The sequence below is a fragment of the Arthrobacter sp. AFG20 genome (genome assembly GCF_002892795.1).
Taxonomy (GTDB): Bacteria; Actinomycetota; Actinomycetes; order Actinomycetales; family Micrococcaceae; genus Arthrobacter.
On record NZ_PJMC01000002.1, the window covers coordinates 101,511 to 119,101 of the forward strand.

Here is a 17,591-nt window from a genome sequence, read left to right on the forward strand (position 1 = left end):
CCAGCCCCGCTGCTAGTCCCGGCGGCGGACCGTGAGCCCGCTGCCCAGGGGAGCGCCGCCGTCGGGCCCCGACAGTGCTTCCAGACCCTCGACGGTGAGTTCCCCGAGATCGGCGGCGGTGTCCACCAGGACGGTGTCGCCGTCGGAGATTTCACCGGCCAGGATGGCCTTGGCCAGCCGGTCGCCGATTTCGCGCTGCACAAGGCGGCGCAGCGGCCGGGCGCCGTAGGCCGGGTCGAAGCCGGACATCGCCAGCCAGGAGCGGGCCCCTTCGGTGACCTCGAGCGAGAGCCGCCGCTCCTGCAGGCGCTTTGTCAGCTCCGCCACCTGCAGCTCGACGATCCGGGCGAGCTCCTCGACGGACAGTGGATCGAACAGCACCACCTCGTCCAGCCGGTTCAGGAACTCGGGCTTGAAGGAAGCGTTCACCGTGGCCATCACTGCGTTGCGCTTGGCGTTCGCATCCAGTGTCGGGTCCACGAGGAACTGGCTGCCCAGGTTGGAGGTGAGCACCAGGATCACATTGCGGAAGTCCACGGTGCGGCCCTGGCCATCGGTGAGGCGGCCGTCGTCGAGCACCTGCAGCAGGATGTCGAACACCTCGGGGTGGGCCTTCTCCACCTCGTCCAGCAGCACCACGGAGTACGGCCGGCGGCGGACGGCCTCGGTGAGCTGGCCGCCCTCCTCGTAGCCGACGTAGCCGGGAGGCGCGCCGACGAGGCGCGCGACGGAGTGCTTCTCGCTGTACTCGGACATGTCGATCCGCACCATGGCGCGCTCGTCGTCGAACAGGAAGTCCGCGAGCGCCTTGGCGAGTTCGGTTTTGCCGACGCCGGTGGGGCCGAGGAACAGGAACGAACCAGTGGGCCGGTTGGGGTCGCTAATGCCGGCCCGTGCGCGGCGCACCGCGTCGGACACGGCGGTGACGGCCTTGGACTGGCCGATCAGCCGCCTGCCGAGTTCCCCCTCCATGTGCAGCAGCTTCTGGCTTTCGCCTTGGAGCATGCGCCCGGCCGGAATGCCGGTCCATGCCGCGATGACCTCGGCGATGTCGTTGGCGGTGACGTCCTCCGCCACCATCAGGGCGGACTTGTCGGCGACGGCAGCCTCGGCCTCGGCGGCGGCGTTCAGTTCGCGTTCCAGGGCCGGGATCTCGCCGTAGAGGATCCGGGACGCTGTCTCCAGGTCACCTTCGCGCTGCGCCTTGTCCGCCGTGGACCGCAGCTCATCCAGTTTTGCCTTCAGGTCGCCCACGCGGTTCAGGCCGGCCTTCTCGGCCTCCCAGCGGGCGTTCAGGCCGGCCAGTTGCTCCTTCTTGTCTGCCATGTCGGCCCGCAGGGCGGCGAGGCGCTCCACGGACGCAGCGTCCGTCTCGCCCTGGAGGGCGAGCTCCTCCATGGTGAGCCTGTCGACTGCACGCCGCAGCTGGTCGATCTCCTCCGGGGCGGAGTCGATCTCCATCCGCAGCCGGGAGGCGGCCTCGTCCACGAGGTCGATCGCCTTGTCCGGCAGTTGCCGGCCGGAAATGTAGCGGTTGGAGAGCGTCGCGGCGGCCACCAGCGCGGAGTCGGCGATGGCAACCTTGTGGTGGGCCTCGTACCGCTCCTTCAGGCCGCGGAGGATGCCGATGGTGTCGTCGACGCTGGGCTCCCCGACGTAAACCTGCTGGAAGCGCCGCTCCAGGGCGGGGTCCTTCTCGATGTTTTCGCGGTACTCATCGAGGGTGGTGGCGCCGATCAGCCGCAGCTCACCCCGGGCCAGCATGGGCTTGAGCATGTTGCCGGCGTCCATGGCGCTTTCGCCGCTGGCCCCGGCTCCCACCACGGTGTGCAGCTCATCGATGAACGTGACAATCTGGCCGTTGGAGTTCTTGATCTCCTCAAGGACGGCCTTGAGGCGCTCCTCAAACTCGCCGCGGTACTTGGCGCCGGCCACCATGGAGGCCAGGTCAAGGGCGATCAGGGTCTTGCCGCGAAGGCTCTCCGGCACATCGCCGGCGACCATCCGCTGGGCCAGGCCCTCGACGACGGCGGTCTTGCCGACGCCGGGTTCGCCGATCAGCACGGGGTTGTTCTTGGTCCGGCGGCTGAGCACCTGCACGACGCGCCGGATCTCACTGTCACGGCCAATGACCGGATCGAGTTTCCCCGAACGCGCCACCGCGGTGAGGTCGGTGCCGAACTTCTCCAGGGCCTGGAAGGTGTTTTCGGGATCCGGCGAGTTGACTTTGCGGTCGCCGCGGACACCCGGAAGGGCCGCCGCCAGCGCCTCATGCGACGCGCCGGCGTCGCGCAGCAGCCTGCCCACGCCGTCGCTTCCGGCAGAGAGCCCCAGCAGCAGGTGCTCGGTGGAAACAAAGGAATCGCCCAGCTTGTCCGCCTCGTTCTGGGCGTTCTGGATTGCCTGGAGGGAAGGCCTGGAGAGCTGGGCCTGCTGGACCGAGCTTCCGGACGTGGCGGGCAGTGCCTTGATGGCGGTGCTGGCCTGGACGCTGACAGCGTCCGGGTCCGCTCCGGTGGCGCGGAGGAGTGCGACGGCGACACCCTCCCGCTGATCCATCAGTGCCTTGAGCAGGTGGGCAGGTTCCACCTGCGGGTTCCCGGCTGTGGAGGCGTTCATGGCGGCAGCCGAAAGAGCCTCCTGGCTCTTGGTGGTGAATTTGACGTCCAAAGAGAGCTCCTTTCGAAGACGGTTTAGCTGAGTTGAGTCTACTACGCTCAACTTTGCTTTTCAGGTCTTCACAGCCAAGTTTTCCCACAGCGAAATGCCTTCTGGTGGTCGGGCGAATTTTCCGTGAACGCTGGCCCTTGAACTGTATCGCCGCAGGCCGAATCCCCCTAGGATCAACCTGTGGCTGCGAGGGTCAAACCCTGGAGACGGCCGCCGTCAAGAGCGTCAGTCCACAACGCCAAAGACCACTACCCCAGAGAAAAGACCACTACCCCAGAGACAGGACCGGCAATGAAGAAGTTTGTAGTTCTTTACAATGCACCGCAGTCGGCACAATCCCAGATGGCGGAGAGTTCCCCCGAGGCCGCGCAGGAGGGCATGAAAGCGTGGATGGAGTGGGCATCCCGGGCCGGCAGCGGCATCGTGGACATGGGCCTGCCCCTGGGAGCCGGCAAGGAGGTCAGCCAGTCGGGCACCTCGGACACGAACACCAGCGTTGGCGGATACGGCATCCTGCAGGCCGAGGACATGGACGGCGCCCTGGCCCTCCTCGAGGGACACCCGCACCTCATGATGCCCGGCGCGAGCATCCAGGTATACGAGACCCTCGACCTGCCCGGGATGTAACCGCTAGGAGCCCCGAACCCCTGAGACGCTGGTGATCCAGGCCAGGTTGCGGACCACGGAGGCGTGGTCATTGTAGTAACCGGTGTAATTTGAGGGGTTCGGGGCCGGCAGGATGTCCGACGAAGACAGGACCCCTGCAAGTTTGCCGTTCACGATGAGCGGGCCGCCCGAGTCGCCGCTGAGCGTGTGGCCGCTCTCCGACCGCGTCCGGACAGACGGACCCCCGTAGTTGTCCACGCCCTGCCACACCACGGAGACGTCCGCCGCTTTGAGGTAGTAAGACATGGCGCCGGACCCCTCGGACTGATCGCCCCAGCCATAAACCCTCGCGGGAGTTCCGGTGGTAGGAAAGGAACTGGACAGGCCCACGTAGGAGCCGTAGTACGGCGTGGACAGTTTCAGCAACAGGACGTCCCCGGCCGGAGCGGGGTAGCGCGCGGCAACCGAACGGACGGCCCCTCCGGTTCCGAGGTAGCCCGTGCCTAGCCGGACCGACCTAAGGCTCGTGGAGTTGCAGTGCTTGGCCGTAATGACCCAGCTCGCGGCGATCTGGCTCCCGGCACACCCCACGTTGGCACCTGCGGAGTCGAAGGAAACTTGCACCGCGAAGGGGGCGGCTGAAACTGTGGTGGTGCTGCCACCGGCGATGTCCCTGCTCAACGTGCCGTCACCGCCGGGGGCCGGCACTTCCTTGGCCGGCACCTGCCTAACCGCGGCGGCCTGTGCCGGCGGGCCGCAGAGGACGGGAGCCAGCAGGCCCGCGCTGGCCGTTGCCATGGCCAGGATTTTCGGGATCTTCAACGTGCGACTCCTTAGCGTCAGGTGCGAGAGGCCCGCCTGCGAGCGTACGTGCAGTGACAAAATTTGTCATATTCGTTACTAGCGAAGTCACTGCGCTCCGGCGCCAGCGGCGGAGCATGGCCTCGGGGCGCTGCGGGCATTACCCTGAGGCTCTAACAGTAATTACTGTTCGCCAGCCTGCGGCGGCATCAGGCTCAATTCCGCGGTGTGAGGGATCATGACTGGACTGTCGAAACAGCGGAGATGGTCCGGGGTTGCTCCGACCGTACTTTCACTGGCGCTGCTGCTCACCGCCTGCCAGCAGGGTCCGCCCCCGCCCCCGTCGTCGCCGTTAGGGACGCCGGCTTCGCCCGTTACGTCCGGGCAGGCAACCGCGCCGCCCAGCCCAGTGGAACCCCCGTCCCCGGCTGGGCCTTCCTCGGCCACAGGGTCCTCCTCCATCCCAGCGCAAGCCGCCGTCCACTTCACGGCCCAGGGCGACATCGGGTTGGGCACGGGGGCAAGGAAGGTGCTTGACACGATCGGCGGCCTACGGCCTGAGCTGAACCTGGCCCTCGGGGACTTCCCCTACGAGGCAGGGCGCGAGCAGGATTTCTGTGACATGGTCACCGGCAAGCTGGGCGGGGACTTTCCCTACCAACTGGTCACCGGCAACCACGAGAGCGACGGCCATGACGGCGACATCGCCAACATTGTTAGCTGCCTGCCCAACAAGCTGCCGGGGCTCCAGGGCGAGTACGGAATCCAGTGGTACGCCGACTACCCGGAACGGAACCCGCTGGTGCGTTTCATCCTGGTGTCCCCGGGGATCAAATTCCATGACGGAAACAACCTGGACTATTCGCGGGGCAGTGAGCGGTGGCGTTGGACAGCAGCCGCGTTGGACGGCGCGAGGTCCAAGAACATCCCCTGGACTGTGGTGGGCATGCACACTCCTTGTCTCAGCGTGGGTAGATATGCTTGCCAGGCGGGAGCCGACTTCACGGACATGCTCATCGAGAAGAAGGCAGACCTGGTCCTGAGCGCCCACGATCACATCTACCAACGGAGCCACCAGATACGTCGGGGCCAGGATTGCCCGGCACTGGTGCCGGACACGTTCTCCCAAGGCTGCCTCGCCGATTCGGACGCCACAATGGTCCATGGCGCCGGAACGGTCTTCGCCACAGTCGGAACCGGCGGTAAGGGGCTCTACGACGTCAACGACCAGGATTCGGAATCCCGCTACTTTGCCACCTGGTCCGGGGGTAACCGCGACGCCGCCCTCGGCACACTGGACGTGACGGCCACCGCTGACCGGCTCGCAGCAAAGTTTGTCCCGGCGGAGGGGTACACCTTTACGGACAACTTCGGCATCGACCGGAAATAGCCGGGCGGGCACGACCCCTCTAGGCGCGCTTCCAGATAGCGATCCAGTCCAAGTGGAGGTGCCCTGCCGTCTCAGGCTTGGGACACACATTGAACATGCAGGATTCCGTTTGAAGTATGTAATGCATGGGGGTATTCGGCACCCGGGAAGTGCCTGCTCCGAGCGAGTGGCCATCAAGGAAGAACTCGACCTTTCCCGGGGACCACTCCATAGTGGCGACGTGCCAGGAGGTGAACGAAGCATTGGCATAGAAGACATCCGTGTCGCGCGGGTCCTTGCCCATCTTGTGCACCGCTCCGTAGAACGAGGATGTAGCCAGATCGCTTTCCGGGAAGTCAATCTCTCCGTCCCGGGGCCACATCTTGCTGTCCGGCCACAGGAGCCAGGCTGTCTTGAAGCCTTTCAGTGGATCCGCCTTGAACCGGACGGAGTACCTGCCGTAGAGGAGGCTGTTGGCGCGGGGAGGGTTGGTGGTGGCATTCGGAATCTTGGGAGTAGGCGCTGCCCCCATCGAAATGCCGTTCTCCGAGTGCAGGTACCAGTCCAGCATGCCGTTTTTTACACTGAGGACCTTGGATGGATAGTAGCGTGAAGGTTGGCCGGTCTGGCCCGCGGAATCGGGCCACCCGTCCTTGTATCCGGCACTCCACTTATCAATGTATGCCGGGCCGGGAAATGCGCCAATGGGCACATCGCCGCGGTTAAAGTCCTCCACGAAGACCTGCTTCCAGCCGGGCAGATCGCCTAAAGGCAACTTGTGCACCGCAGGGTCGACGGCAGGGACCGGCGTCCCGGGGGTGGGCCGCCGTCCCGCCGTTGGAGCCGCCGTGGCCGGCGCAGGTGCAGTAGGTTCAGCTGCCGCCCGTGGCACTGCAGACGGTGCCGCTGCAGTTGGTGCCGCTGCAGAGGGCTTGACTGGAGGGGCCGTAGCCGGGGACAGTGCCTTGGTGGACGGCCTCACCGCTGAGGGTTGCGTCTCGGGCAGCCGGTCCAGCGGAAGCCGCTGCGCTTCCTTGGCCACGGGAGCGCACGCGGTGAGCATCACCACCGCGGCGAGCGCGGCGAACCGCCATACGCGGTGTTTTTGGTGGTTACCGTGCGCTGGGGTTGAGGCCATGGGGAAACTATGGCATTTGGGCCTTGGGGATTCCAAGGGATCCCTGACCCCCAAAACTGGGGCTGTTTCAAGGAATCCCAAGCTTTTTACAGGCTACTCAGCCGAACATGTTCCGAGGGGGAGTGCAAGCAAGTTGCCAGGACCGCAGCAGCAGGCGCTTCGATTTCCCGTAACCAGCCGGGGAGGCTGCTCGGGAGGGGCATAGGCATACGACCCCAATGAGTGGTGAGGCTAGTGACCATCCCCATACAAGTTTCGACTGTTCATGCACCAAGTCCGGCGCCGGTTCCTCTGGCCTCCATCAGCGTGGTGATTCCCACGCTGAACGAAGCCATGAATCTCCCGTGGGTTCTGCGCCGGATGCCCTCCTACGTGGACGAAGTGGTGATCGTCGACGGCCGCTCACTGGACAGCACAGTCGACGTCGCCCGTGCCCTGCGCCTCGACGTGGTGGTGGTCTCGGAGACCCACGCGGGCAAGGGTTTCGCCGTACGGGCCGGGCTCGCTGCAGCCTCCGGAGACATCATCGTCATGCTGGACGCCGACGGGAGCATGGATCCGCAGGAAATCGGCTGGTTCGTCACCCCGCTGCAGCATGAATTCGACTTCGTCAAGGGCTCCCGGTACGTCACCGGTGGCGGATCCGAGGACATCACGCTGCTCCGCAGCGCCGGCAACCGGGCCTTGACGCGCTTGGCCAATGTGGTACTCCATAGCAACTATTCCGACCTGTGCTACGGCTACATCGCCATGCGGCGGGAGTGCGTGCAGATCCTCGAACTGGAGTCGGAAGGGTTCGAAATCGAGACCGAGCTGATCGTCCGCGCGTCCAGGGCTGGCCTGCGGATCGCCGAGGTGCCCAGCAACGAACTCAACCGCATTTCCGGCAATTCCAACCTGCATACATTCCGCGACGGGTGGCGCGTCCTGAGGACACTGGCCCGTGAATGCGTGGGCTGGGAAGCACCCACGGCCGGCGCCCGGCCGGAGTCGCTCAGGCGCGTGAAATACAGGTACCCCAGCATCTCCCTCCCCCACATTCCGACGGATCCGGCAACCGTCCTTGGCTTGATAGCAGGTGATTAACGTGAACCACGCTGAAGGTCTTCCGGCCGTTTCGGTGGTGATCTGCTCCTACACGGAAGACCGGTGGGACCGGCTGATGGCCGCCGTCGAATCCGTCCGCGCACAAACGGTGCCGCCCCAGCAGACCATCGTGGTGGTCGACTACAACGTTGACCTGTACAAGCGGCTCATCTTCTCGGTTGATGATGTCGTGCTCCTGGAGAACACCGGCCCCAAAGGCCTCTCCGGAGCACGGAACACGGGTGCCGCGGCGGCAACGGCCGGCGTCGTTGCCTTCCTCGATGACGATGCAGTGGCGGCCCCGGACTGGCTGGAGCGGCTGACGGCCCTCTACGACGACCCCGATGTGCTCGCCGTGGGCGGACGGGTCGTGCCGGAATGGGAAACAAGCCGGCCGGCCTATTTCGGCGAGGAGCTGGACTGGATCGTCGGCTGCACGCACCGCGGCATGCCCAAGGTGGCGGCCGAGGTCCGCAACGTCATCGGCGCCAATATGTCCTTCCGTTCCCAGGTTATCCAGATGGTGGGTGGTTTCAACACCTCCCTGGGCCGGCAGAACTCGCTGCCTTTGGGCTGCGAGGAGACGGAAATCTGCATCCGCGCTGCCATAGGTTCGCCGGGTGGCCGCGTGGTGTACGAACCGGCGGCGCAGGTGTTCCATTACGTCCCCGCGCAGCGGGGCACGCTGAACTACATGCTGCGGCGCGGCTGGTCTGAGGGGATATCAAAAGCCCTGGTCAGCAAGATCGTCGGCCACAAGCGCGCCCTGGGGCCCGAACGCCGGTACGTCCGCGGCGTGCTGCCCCGGGCCGTGGCCGCCGGCATTCTGGGCAGCATCCGGGGAACGGACCCCGCCGGTCTGCGCCGGGCTGGGTCCATCCTGGCCGTGCTGGCCGTAACTACTTGCGGGTACATCCGGGGACGCCGCCTGCCCCTTGATCCCAGTGGCGGGGGCCTCGAGCCGCACGAGTCCCACGCCAACTGGAGGGAAGTCAAATGATCCGGATGTACCCGCAGGGCAGCTTTGCCCGAATCATCGAGACCGCTGGAGGGCCGGAAGCATGAGTCAGTCGGAAAAAAACGTCCTGAGGGACTCGCTCCCGTCCACCGGCGCCAGCTTCGATGTCCACGGCCTCGTGGGCATCGATGTGGCCCCCGGCACGCCTGGCGAAGCACAGCTGCGGGACATGCTCGCTCCGTTCCTGGGACCGTCCCGGGCACCGCTCCGCCTGCATGTTAGCGCGGAAACGGCGGACGTGGCGGAACAGTCGCACGCAGAGGATGCCTTCCGGTTTACGCCGGAGTCGCTCCATATCCCGGCGGACCGCGTCCAGGTACAGGAAACCCGGGATGGTTACTCGATCCAGGGCCGAGGCGAGCTGCTGACGGCCGTCATCCCCCTGCTTGACCGGCTCTGCATCAGGCAGAACGCCGCCATGATCCATGCGGCGGTGGTGGACTTCCGGGGCTCCGGAGTCCTGCTTCCGGCGTGGGGCGGCGTCGGCAAGACCAGCACGGTCGCGAAGCTTACGGCCATGCCCGGTGTGCGGTTCATGGCCGACGACTGGGCGTTCCTGGATGCCGACAGCATGCTCATGGGCTATGCGAAACCGATGTTCCTCAAGCCGCACCACCGCAGGATCTATCCCGAGGTGTTCAGCGGCGCCCGTAAGCCTTTGGCTCCCGGCTGGTTGACGAACACGGTGGCCCACCTTGCCACGACTGTCCATCCGGTGATCGTCCGCTATCCGAAGACCGCCGCCTTCACCCGCCGATGGTCCCCGGAGCACCGCATGGTCCATCCGGAGCTGGTGTTCGGACAGGACGGCATCTCATCGGCGGCGCTTACCCGGCTGGCCATCTTCCTGGAACGCTACGACGGTTCCGAAGCCCGGCTGGAGACACGCAGCCGCGAGTGGATGACCTCCCGCATCGTCGGGAACTTCCACTCCGAGCTCCCGGTGGTGTCACGGCGGCTGATCGAGGCCCTTGGCGCGACGGGCTTGGTTCCGCTGGAAGAATTTTTCAGCCAGAAGGCCGCCGTGGTACGCCGCGCCCTCGAGGACGTGCCGTGCTCCCTGCTCAGAATTCCCGCCTCCTGGTCCGCCGACCGGACATCGGACTATGTGGCTGGCCTGATCAGCTCCAAGCTGGAGGAGTGACTTGGGTGCCCATGTCAGCGACCTCGAAGTGTCCGTGGTGGTTCCCGCGCGGAATGCGGCGCGCTGGCTGGGCGAATGCCTGGAATCGATCCGTGCCGAGAGACCGCGCGAGATCATCGTGGTGGACGGCTGCTCTACGGACAACACGGTGGAGATCGCACGGTCCATGGGCGCCCGCGTCATCTCGGACGAGGGCCGCGGGTTGCCCGCAGCGCGGATGCTGGGTGTCGAGAACGCCTGCTCCGACCTCGTAGCACTGATCGACGCCGACGTCGTCCTTTCGCCGGGCGCCTTGGGCGGCCTCGTGGACGAGTTCAAGGCCTGCGGCTACGACGGGCTGCAGTTCGGTCTGGTCAGCGAGGCGGACGGACCCGGATACTGGGGTGCGGCCCTGGCCTGGCACCACATCCACAGCCGGGTACGCCCGGGGTTCGGCGTGAGCGCCACCCTCATGCGAAGGAAAGTCCTGCTGTCCGTGGCGTTCGATGACACCTTCCGCTCCGGCGAGGACATCGAGCTGAGGATCAGGCTTGAAGAGGCGGGCTACCGGCTTGGTGTTTCCAGCACCACTGCGGTGCGGCACCGGTTCATGGACACGTTCGGCGCCGCCCGCGACCAGTGGCTCCAGGACGGCGCCAAGCTGGCCCGCACGGTCCGCAAGCACCCAGGCCGCGCCGGCTGGCTTATGGGGTTGCCGCTGCTGGCCACCATCCGCGGCGCCGGCCTGTCGCTGCTGCACGCGCCCCGGTTCCTTGCGTACTGGGCCTGCTTCCTCGTGTACAACTACAGGTCGATGTTCGGCGAGCTCTTACGTCCGCCCGGCACCGGCCTTTCCGTGGGCGGGAACGCCGCCTGGCTGACCGCCGCCCGGGTGGCCCCAATGGCCACCGGTTTCCTCTTCTGGGCGACGGCGGCGATCATGCTGCCGCCCGCGCAGCTCGGGATGGGTTCTTCGGTGGTGGCCGCGGCCCTCCTGACCGTGCATCTCGGGATGCTGGGGGTCGGACCGGCCACGCTTACCCTGCTCCCCGAACAGTCCGACGGCGGCCGCCGGCTGATTGCCAGCAGCCTCCTCACCGTCGGAGTTTCCACAGTCGTGTTGTCCGGTGCAGTGGCGGCGGTGACCTACGGTCTGGGGTCTGGCGTGGGCTTGGCCTGGAACGATCCCGTCATAACCGGGATGTTCACCGCGACGGCACTGTTCGCCGCGGTCGCGTACCAGCTGGACCACGTCGGCGTAGCGCAGGAACGCTCCGACCGCGCACTGGTCAGGAGCCTGACCCAGAGCCTGGTGCAACTGGCTGTGCTGGCCTTTGCCATGGCCGCCGGCGTTCGGGAAGTGGCAGTGGTGGTGGGGGCAGTGGGCGCCGGTGCCCTGGCCAGTGTGGTCCTCGGGCTGCGCCAGCTCAATCGTGCCGGGGTGTCACCGGACTGGAAGCACGGGCTACGGGTCAGACCGGCCCTGCGGCTGCTGAAGCCGGGCCTGCCGAACCATGCGCTGATGCTCTCAGATCGCGCCCCCCGCTACCTCCTTCCACTGATCGTGGCCGCTACCCTCGGCCCCGCCGCAACCGCGTCCTGGTACATGGCCTGGATGATGGCTTCGGCGGTCTTCTTCTTTCCTCAGTCTTCCGGGTTCTCCCTGCAGACCGCGCTGGCCGGAGGCAGGTCAAGGCCTGGGCTGGTTTCCTCCGCGCTCAAGACCAGCCTTGCCCTCACATTCGTCGCCGGAACGATGTTGCTCATAGCTGGCCCCTACCTTCTCGGCTTCCTTGGCCCGGAGTACGCGGCGACCGCCATCCTGCTTCCTGTCCTGGTGCCAGCGTTGCTGCTGGGCTGCGTAACTCAGGTTTACTTCGGTCTGTGCCGGGCGCAAGGCCGCCTCGCCGAGGCGACGGCCGTAGCTGTCCTCGCTGCCGTCCTTGTCGTCGGGCCAGCCTCGCTTGGTGCCCGCGAATTCGGCCTCCTCGGCGTCGCAGCGCTCTGGTCCGCCGCCCAGGCATCCGCGGCTCTGATTGCCATCTGGCGACTCAGGAAACTGACGCCCGCAACGCTTCCAGCAGCTGGGCCGAACACACCGGCAGCAAGCGGTGCACGAGGTTTCTGACCACACGAGGTTTCTGGCAAGGGTCCTGACCCGGCTTGATCCAACCGGCTGTTCGCGGCCCCCTCAAGCATTTGGGCCTGCCCCGGCGGTGCGCTGACACGGGTTTACGGCTCAGCCACCGTCCGGACGCCAGTACCGCAGCCCGCCGCTGATGACGCCGTCGCGGGCGACGTCGACCACGGCGTACGGGAACGCCCGACGGTCCGACTGGTCAGGTCCGCTACCGCGGACGTCCGAACCCCATGTGCCGGTGTTGACGTACCGGGTGGGGCTCGCCTCGAGGGCCGACTCGAGGGCCCGGTGGGTGTGGCCCGAGACGTACCAGGCCACCCCGCAACCGTGCTCCTCGAGCGTACGTGCAACCCGGCCGGCTGCAGCGGGAGCCTCCTCGCCAGTGACTCTGCGCCCGGCGGCCGCGAGCACCATGCGGGTCGCGGCGACCGGGAGTGCCGACACCGTCCGGAACCGGGACAGGCGCGCCAGGTCCCGCACGGCCACCCCGTCAAGCGCGAGCCGCTGTGACTCGGCCTGCAACAGCTCGTCGTAGGCGGGCTCCCGGACACGGCGTTCCGCCCGCTCGGACGCCAGGCAGGCCCGGGCAACGGCCCCGGCGCGGCTCAGGCGTGACCTCGACGGAAGGGCGTTCCATGCAGCGAGCGGTGGCAGGTCCAACTCGTCGGTGCCGTTAATTGCCGAGCGGAGCACCTCGGGTATCCGATGCAGCGCGTGGTGATGGTGACCGTGCTCGGCCACGAGCACATGGGGCACGTGCAGGAACCACGGGTACACCCGGACCCGCGTCGGTTCGGCGGGTGACAGCAGCCCCGACAGGCGGGCGGCAACCGAGGGCCGGGCCAGCTCCACGTCGTGGTTGCCGCACACGAAGTGCAGCTGCACGCCGCGAGCCGCACACGCCTTCATCGCTGAGAACGTGTCTGGGTGGCGGGCGAGGATGGACTCGAGCCGGGCCAGGCTCTCGTCCTCCGTGAACCCGGCCAGCTCGAACGTGTCACCGACGAAGGCGACGTGCTGCTGCGGACCCGAGGCTGCGAGCACCTTGCGGCGCAGGAACTCGGGCAAAACTCTGCCGGGGCACCGCGGGTCGTCATCCGACACGCCCAGGTGGAGGTCGCTGAGGAGCCACCACTGCGCGGGACTGCTCACGCGAGCAGTCCCAGCACGCGTGGAAGGAAGAGCAACAGGTACAGCGTCCACATGGCGGCGACGGCCCAGCGGCTGACCTTTCGGCTGAGGAGCCTCTGGCGTGTGGGCTGCCCGGTGTCCGGGACCGTGCGTCGCACCTCGAGCGCCACGAGGGTCACGAGCAGGGCGGCAGCCGCGAATAGTCCCGCGAGTTCGATGGTCATGATGTTGCCTCCTGCCGTGCGCGTGCCATGCACGCTAGGACGGTGATGACGCCCATCGAGACGACGCACGCCTGCCACGACCACACAGCGAGGTAGAACATCGCCGTGGACACTGCCGTGAGCGCGGCGAGGCCGAGCGCCAGGACGAGCAGCGCGCCCAGCGCGAGGTCGGTCACCTGTGTGAGTCGGGCCAGTGCATGCCCGGGGAGCAGGACGAGAACGGCTATCGCGGCGATCGTCTGCAGTGGTGTCGGCAGCCCGACGAGCGTAATTAGCGACAGCGCGACGGCCGAGAGACCGAGCGCCAGGGTGAGCCGGCTGATGCTTCCGATGTTCATGGCGTCACCCGGTACACGCGTGCGTCAACGTTGCTGAACATAAGTTCCACGCCGTTCTGCGTGCCTAGCCACTTCTCCAGCTCGGAGAAGCCGCCGGCGCCAGGGACGCCCTGGAGCACAAGGCTCGCCTCCGACGAGCGCGTGATCAGCAGGACGGCACCGGCAGCGCTGCTCCGGGCGTAGTCGTAAACGAGTGGGCCGCATCTCGCCGTCGACAAGTCGGACCGGCACAGGTCGTCAATCGTCCGGGACCGGTGATCGAGGTAGTTCTCACTCCGCCACGGGGTCGGGTGGGCAGCCGAGATGATCGCCGAGCCGGGGGGTGCGAGACGCTGCATGGCGGCGACGGCGTCGATCTCATCATGAGTGAACACGTCATACCGGGCGTTTCCGAACCGGCCCGTCACAGTCATCGCGGCCAGCAGGACGCAGGTGAGCGCGAGGCCTCCCGCGGCAAGGTAGGAGCGGCGTTTGCTGCCGACGGCGGGAAGGTAGGAGCGGCGTTTGCTGCCGGCGGCGGGAAGTCTGCTGCCGTCCGTAGAAAGTTTGCTGCCGTCCGTGGGAAGCAGGATCGAGCACGCCTGCAGCGCGATGAAGGGCAGCGCGAACAGTGAGACGCGGATGAGCATCTCCCCGCCGTACACCTGGGCGGGGAAGAGCAGCAGTGGGGAGACGGCGAGCAGTACTACCCGGATATCGAGACGCCCTCTGCGCCAGTCGCGCCAGGCACCGGCGGCGGCGAGCCCCCAGAGCACAAGGGTGAGAACGGCCCGGATCTGCACCACGAGCACGTGCCCGTCGGTCCCGCGCACGCGGTCGAGGACGTTCGCCTCGGTCGCCGCCTCCAGCCCAGCGTCGGCCAGGGGTGGGTGCCCGGAAAGGTATGCACTCGCGGGGTAGGCGAGCCACAGCGACAGGATGACTATGGTGATCAGAGGCAGCCTGCTGGGCCACACACGTCCGCTCAGGGTGAGAGCGGTGACACCGATGAGCAGCATGAACGGCGTCAGCTGATGGCTCGCGCCGATGACAATGATGAGCAAGAGGGCTATCACGAGGGCGCCCACCCGGTACCCCGGCCGGGGTTCGGCGGGCGACCGGCCTCGCCACCACGCCGCCAGGTCCGCGCGCCGGAAGCCGCGGAATTGGGGGGCCCGCGCGGCCAACGGGCCGAGGAGCAGCGCGATCACGACGAGGTGCAGGAAGAAGCCGAAGGCCTGGGGAGACAGGTAGTCCTGGTCCTGCCAGTTGCCGAGGCAGAAGAGCCAGAGCGCGAGCCAGCGCCGTCGCGGATCCCGCGTCAGGTAGCCCGTCAGCACGGCCAGGGCAGCGAGCCACAGACCCATGTTGAGCACCGGCGCCCACAGGGCAAGGGCCACGGGGTCGAGACCGGTCGCCTGGAGCACCGTGGCCAGGAGGGCGAAGAAACCCGGCCAGTTGAAGTACCCGTCGATGTCCGGGTCGATCCCCTGGGTGTGCGAGAGGGCGTCGGCGATGCCGAGATGACGGAACGCGATCTCACCCCGCGGCACATCCGTCGCGAAGGCGGCGGTCCCGAAGAGCACCAGCACGAGCACAACGGTGAGCCAAATCATGACCGGGCGGCGCGCCGGGCCTGCGGCATCCCCCCGCAGCGCCACGACGAAGGCGACGTTCAGAAGCACGACCCCAACCCAGAACGGAAAGGGCAGCACGGCGACGAGCCCCAGGTCGCTGTTCACGGGCACGGCCACCGTGGAGGCGGCCCCCGCGGCAAGCGCCAGCGACACGGCACCTGCCAGACCGCACCACACGTCACGGGACTTCCAGCGTTCCTTGGTACGGGTGGTCGCTTCGAGTGTGCCAGTCATCGTATGTCCTTCCTAATGTGCCGGAGCACGGCGAGCAGCCGGAGGCCGACGGCCGCGGCCCCAATGGAGAGCACCACCAGCCACGCAAGGGCCATGGCGCTGGCGCCTCTCTCAGCGGCCGAGAGCGCTGAAACGCAAAGAGCGATTCCCAGCGTCATGCCGACCACGATCGCCTCCGCGTAGCGGCCACGGGCCCGGCAAACGGCGTTATAGGCCTGCAGAACCGCATAGGGCACCAGGCCGGCGGCCAACCACCGCAGAGCGCCCGCGGACGACTCGGCGTACCGCTCCCCCAGAAGGCTGAGCAGCGGGTGGGCGAAGACGACGAGGACGACGGCAGCCAGACCTCCTACGGCGAGCGACAAGCGGAGACTCGCCCACGTCGTCGACTTAAGGCGGTCCGCGTCGCGGACGCTCTCGGAGAACTGCACGATGCCCATCAGCATCGGAGCGGAGTAGGCGGCCCAGGCCATCATCCATGCGGGATACCAGTAGGCGGCGGCCTCCGGCGCCACCATGTGTGCGAGCAGGAGCGGCAGCACCAGTCCCGGAGTGCGTTCGGTGAGAGTGAGGAGCTGGTTCGGAAAGCCCAGCGCCAGCAGCGACCGGCCCCGCGCCAGGCGGAGGGAAGGCCGCGGCCGGTAGCCGACCAGTTTTCGCAGCTGGACCGCCCCGACGACGCACGCCACAGCAGACCCCAGGGTCCAGCAGGCCAGCAGCACGTCGTCGGGGGCGCCGTGCGCCCACAGGGCCACTGTCCCTGCGGCCGCGAGTGAGACCGTTCCGCCCAGAACGTACCTTGAGGTCGCGCTGGCACCGCGTCCCAACGCTACGAGTGCCTGGTCCAGCACAATGACCAGGGTGCCGGTGACGGCAGCCACGATGAAGGTGAGCCAGAAGAGAACCGATACGGATGCGGTGTCCGGCGCCACGGCCGACTGCAGTGCGAGGTAGCCGATGGACAGAATGGTGCCGGCTACCCCCACGATGGCGAACGCGGCATCCAGAACCCGCGCCGGAGCCTCCCCTCGGCCTACCGCGACGATCACGGCCGACCCGGCGCCCAGCACCGCGAGCTGCGTGCAGATCATCACGGCCGAGACCGCGGCAGTAGTCAGCCCGACTTCACGGTCGGACGTCGCGCGCGCGGCCACGATCCAGAAGGCGAAGCCCGCTCCGGTCTGGGCGGCCTTGCCCGCGACGAGACCGAGCGAGCTGCGCAGGGCGGAGTGCCGGACGGGCGTGGCATCCGTGACAGCGGCCCCCGCCTTGGCCCTCACGACGAGAGACCTCTCGCCAGGCCCACATAGTTGCACCAGCAGAAGGCAGCGTAATAGCGCAGCCACCGGGGCTGGCCCTTGGCGAGGCTCAAGGCGCTTCCCCGCACTGCCGCGGCGGCGGGCAGCAGCGCCAACCTCGCACCGCGCCAGCCGTGCTTGCGGATCATCCGTCCCAGTCCCGTTCCATCCATGAGGAACTGGTCTAGCGCGAAATCAAAGTCGTCGGCGGCGAAACGATGTTCGACGACGACCCGGCGTGAGACCGCCGTACGCATTCCTGACTGGCGCATCCGCCAGCGCAGCTCGATGTCCTCACCCGATTTGAACGAGTCGTCGAAACCCACGCCCAGCATCAGGTCCCGGTCGACGACAGTCGCCACGAGCCCGAACCAGTTGCGGCTGCGGCCCGTGCGATGGTGATGCGCCAGCGCCTGCCCCCAGTAGCCTGGTCCACCGACACTCTCCAGACCGGCCTGAAGGGCGTCATAGCCGTCTTCGACCAGCTCCGTGAGCAGGTCGGCGACCCCCGTGGGCCCGAACACGACGTCGGTGTCGACGAGCAGGACCCAGCGGGTGCTGCTGTTCCGTACACCGAGCGTTCGAGCCCATGGCAGACCGCGGCCCTCGTCACTCAGGACCCGGGCACCGAACTCGTGGGCGAGGGCGACGGTGCGGTCGGTGGAGCAGCCGTCCACCACGATGATTTCGGCAACACCCGATTGGCGCAGGGCCTCCAGACAGCGCGGGAGCATGCGCTCCGCATTGCGGGCCGGAACGACAGCGGTGACATCGGCAGTGCTGTGATCCACGGTGCCCT

The 17,591-nt window shown here is 67.2% G+C and carries 15 protein-coding genes; 6 read left to right on the top strand and 9 right to left on the bottom strand.

The window, feature by feature from the left end; translation table 11 throughout:
- Positions 1–12: 12 nt before the first annotated feature.
- Complete coding sequence (clpB, locus tag CXZ05_RS02430; protein ID WP_102971036.1) at positions 13–2,670, bottom strand: ATP-dependent chaperone ClpB; 2,658 nt, start codon at positions 2,668–2,670, stop codon at positions 13–15.
- Between the two features lie 291 nt (positions 2,671–2,961).
- Between clpB and CXZ05_RS02435 the strand changes: the two genes are divergently transcribed.
- Positions 2,962–3,297, top strand: coding sequence for a YciI family protein (locus CXZ05_RS02435; RefSeq protein WP_102971037.1), 336 nt, complete (start codon positions 2,962–2,964; stop codon positions 3,295–3,297).
- 3 nt (positions 3,298–3,300) lie between these two features.
- Here the strand turns inward: CXZ05_RS02435 and CXZ05_RS02440 are convergent, their stop codons facing one another.
- On the bottom strand, positions 3,301–4,098 hold the full coding sequence (locus tag CXZ05_RS02440) for a trypsin-like serine protease (RefSeq protein WP_180987234.1): 798 nt from the start codon (positions 4,096–4,098) through the stop codon (positions 3,301–3,303).
- A 508-nt stretch (positions 4,099–4,606) separates the two neighbouring features.
- On the opposite strand from CXZ05_RS02440, the gene CXZ05_RS02450 reads away from it, so the two are divergent.
- Positions 4,607–5,467 carry a metallophosphoesterase gene (locus tag CXZ05_RS02450; RefSeq protein ID WP_102971039.1) on the top strand — a complete coding sequence of 287 codons (861 nt, stop codon included), beginning with the start codon at positions 4,607–4,609 and terminating at the stop codon, positions 5,465–5,467.
- Between the two features lie 19 nt (positions 5,468–5,486).
- Here the strand turns inward: CXZ05_RS02450 and CXZ05_RS02455 are convergent, their stop codons facing one another.
- Positions 5,487–6,584, bottom strand: coding sequence for a glycoside hydrolase family 16 protein (locus CXZ05_RS02455; protein WP_258006411.1), 1,098 nt, complete (start codon positions 6,582–6,584; stop codon positions 5,487–5,489).
- A gap of 234 nt (positions 6,585–6,818) precedes the next feature.
- Here CXZ05_RS02455 and CXZ05_RS02460 point away from each other — a divergent pair, with 234 nt between their 5' ends.
- The 4 genes from CXZ05_RS02460 (at position 6,819) to CXZ05_RS02475 (ending at position 11,939) form a co-directional block, all read left to right on the top strand.
- Positions 6,819–7,670, top strand: coding sequence for a glycosyltransferase family 2 protein (locus tag CXZ05_RS02460; protein WP_102971040.1), 852 nt, complete (start codon positions 6,819–6,821; stop codon positions 7,668–7,670).
- A 1-nt stretch (position 7,671) separates the two neighbouring features.
- Positions 7,672–8,670: a glycosyltransferase gene (locus CXZ05_RS02465; RefSeq protein WP_102971041.1), complete on the top strand. Its 999-nt coding sequence runs from the start codon at positions 7,672–7,674 to the stop codon at positions 8,668–8,670.
- A 61-nt stretch (positions 8,671–8,731) separates the two neighbouring features.
- Positions 8,732–9,832, top strand: a complete 1,101-nt coding sequence (locus CXZ05_RS02470) for a hypothetical protein (protein ID WP_102971042.1) — start codon at positions 8,732–8,734, stop codon at positions 9,830–9,832.
- 1 nt (position 9,833) lies between these two features.
- Positions 9,834–11,939, top strand: a complete 2,106-nt coding sequence (locus tag CXZ05_RS02475) for a glycosyltransferase (RefSeq protein ID WP_102971043.1) — start codon at positions 9,834–9,836, stop codon at positions 11,937–11,939.
- A gap of 111 nt (positions 11,940–12,050) precedes the next feature.
- Here CXZ05_RS02475 and CXZ05_RS02480 read toward each other — a convergent pair whose 3' ends face one another.
- Genes CXZ05_RS02480 through CXZ05_RS02505 form a run of 6 tightly spaced genes read right to left on the bottom strand, consistent with a single transcriptional unit; the run spans position 12,051 to position 17,583 of the window.
- Positions 12,051–13,103, bottom strand: coding sequence for a hypothetical protein (locus tag CXZ05_RS02480; protein ID WP_102971044.1), 1,053 nt, complete (start codon positions 13,101–13,103; stop codon positions 12,051–12,053).
- On the bottom strand, positions 13,100–13,306 hold the full coding sequence (locus tag CXZ05_RS02485; protein WP_102971045.1) for a hypothetical protein: 207 nt from the start codon (positions 13,304–13,306) through the stop codon (positions 13,100–13,102). Before CXZ05_RS02485 ends, CXZ05_RS02480 begins: the two co-directional genes overlap by 4 nt.
- Complete coding sequence (locus CXZ05_RS02490; RefSeq protein WP_102971046.1) at positions 13,303–13,644, bottom strand: hypothetical protein; 342 nt, start codon at positions 13,642–13,644, stop codon at positions 13,303–13,305. Before CXZ05_RS02490 ends, CXZ05_RS02485 begins: the two co-directional genes overlap by 4 nt.
- Positions 13,641–15,494 (bottom strand): glycosyltransferase, encoded by a 1,854-nt coding sequence (locus CXZ05_RS02495; RefSeq protein ID WP_102971047.1) that lies wholly within the window; start codon positions 15,492–15,494, stop codon positions 13,641–13,643. The genes CXZ05_RS02490 and CXZ05_RS02495 overlap by 4 nt, the downstream gene beginning before the upstream one ends.
- Positions 15,491–16,774, bottom strand: coding sequence for a lipopolysaccharide biosynthesis protein (locus tag CXZ05_RS02500; RefSeq protein ID WP_102971048.1), 1,284 nt, complete (start codon positions 16,772–16,774; stop codon positions 15,491–15,493). The genes CXZ05_RS02495 and CXZ05_RS02500 overlap by 4 nt, the downstream gene beginning before the upstream one ends.
- Positions 16,771–17,583, bottom strand: a complete 813-nt coding sequence (locus tag CXZ05_RS02505; RefSeq protein ID WP_102971049.1) for a glycosyltransferase — start codon at positions 17,581–17,583, stop codon at positions 16,771–16,773. The genes CXZ05_RS02500 and CXZ05_RS02505 overlap by 4 nt, the downstream gene beginning before the upstream one ends.
- Between the last annotated feature and the right edge of the window lie 8 nt (positions 17,584–17,591).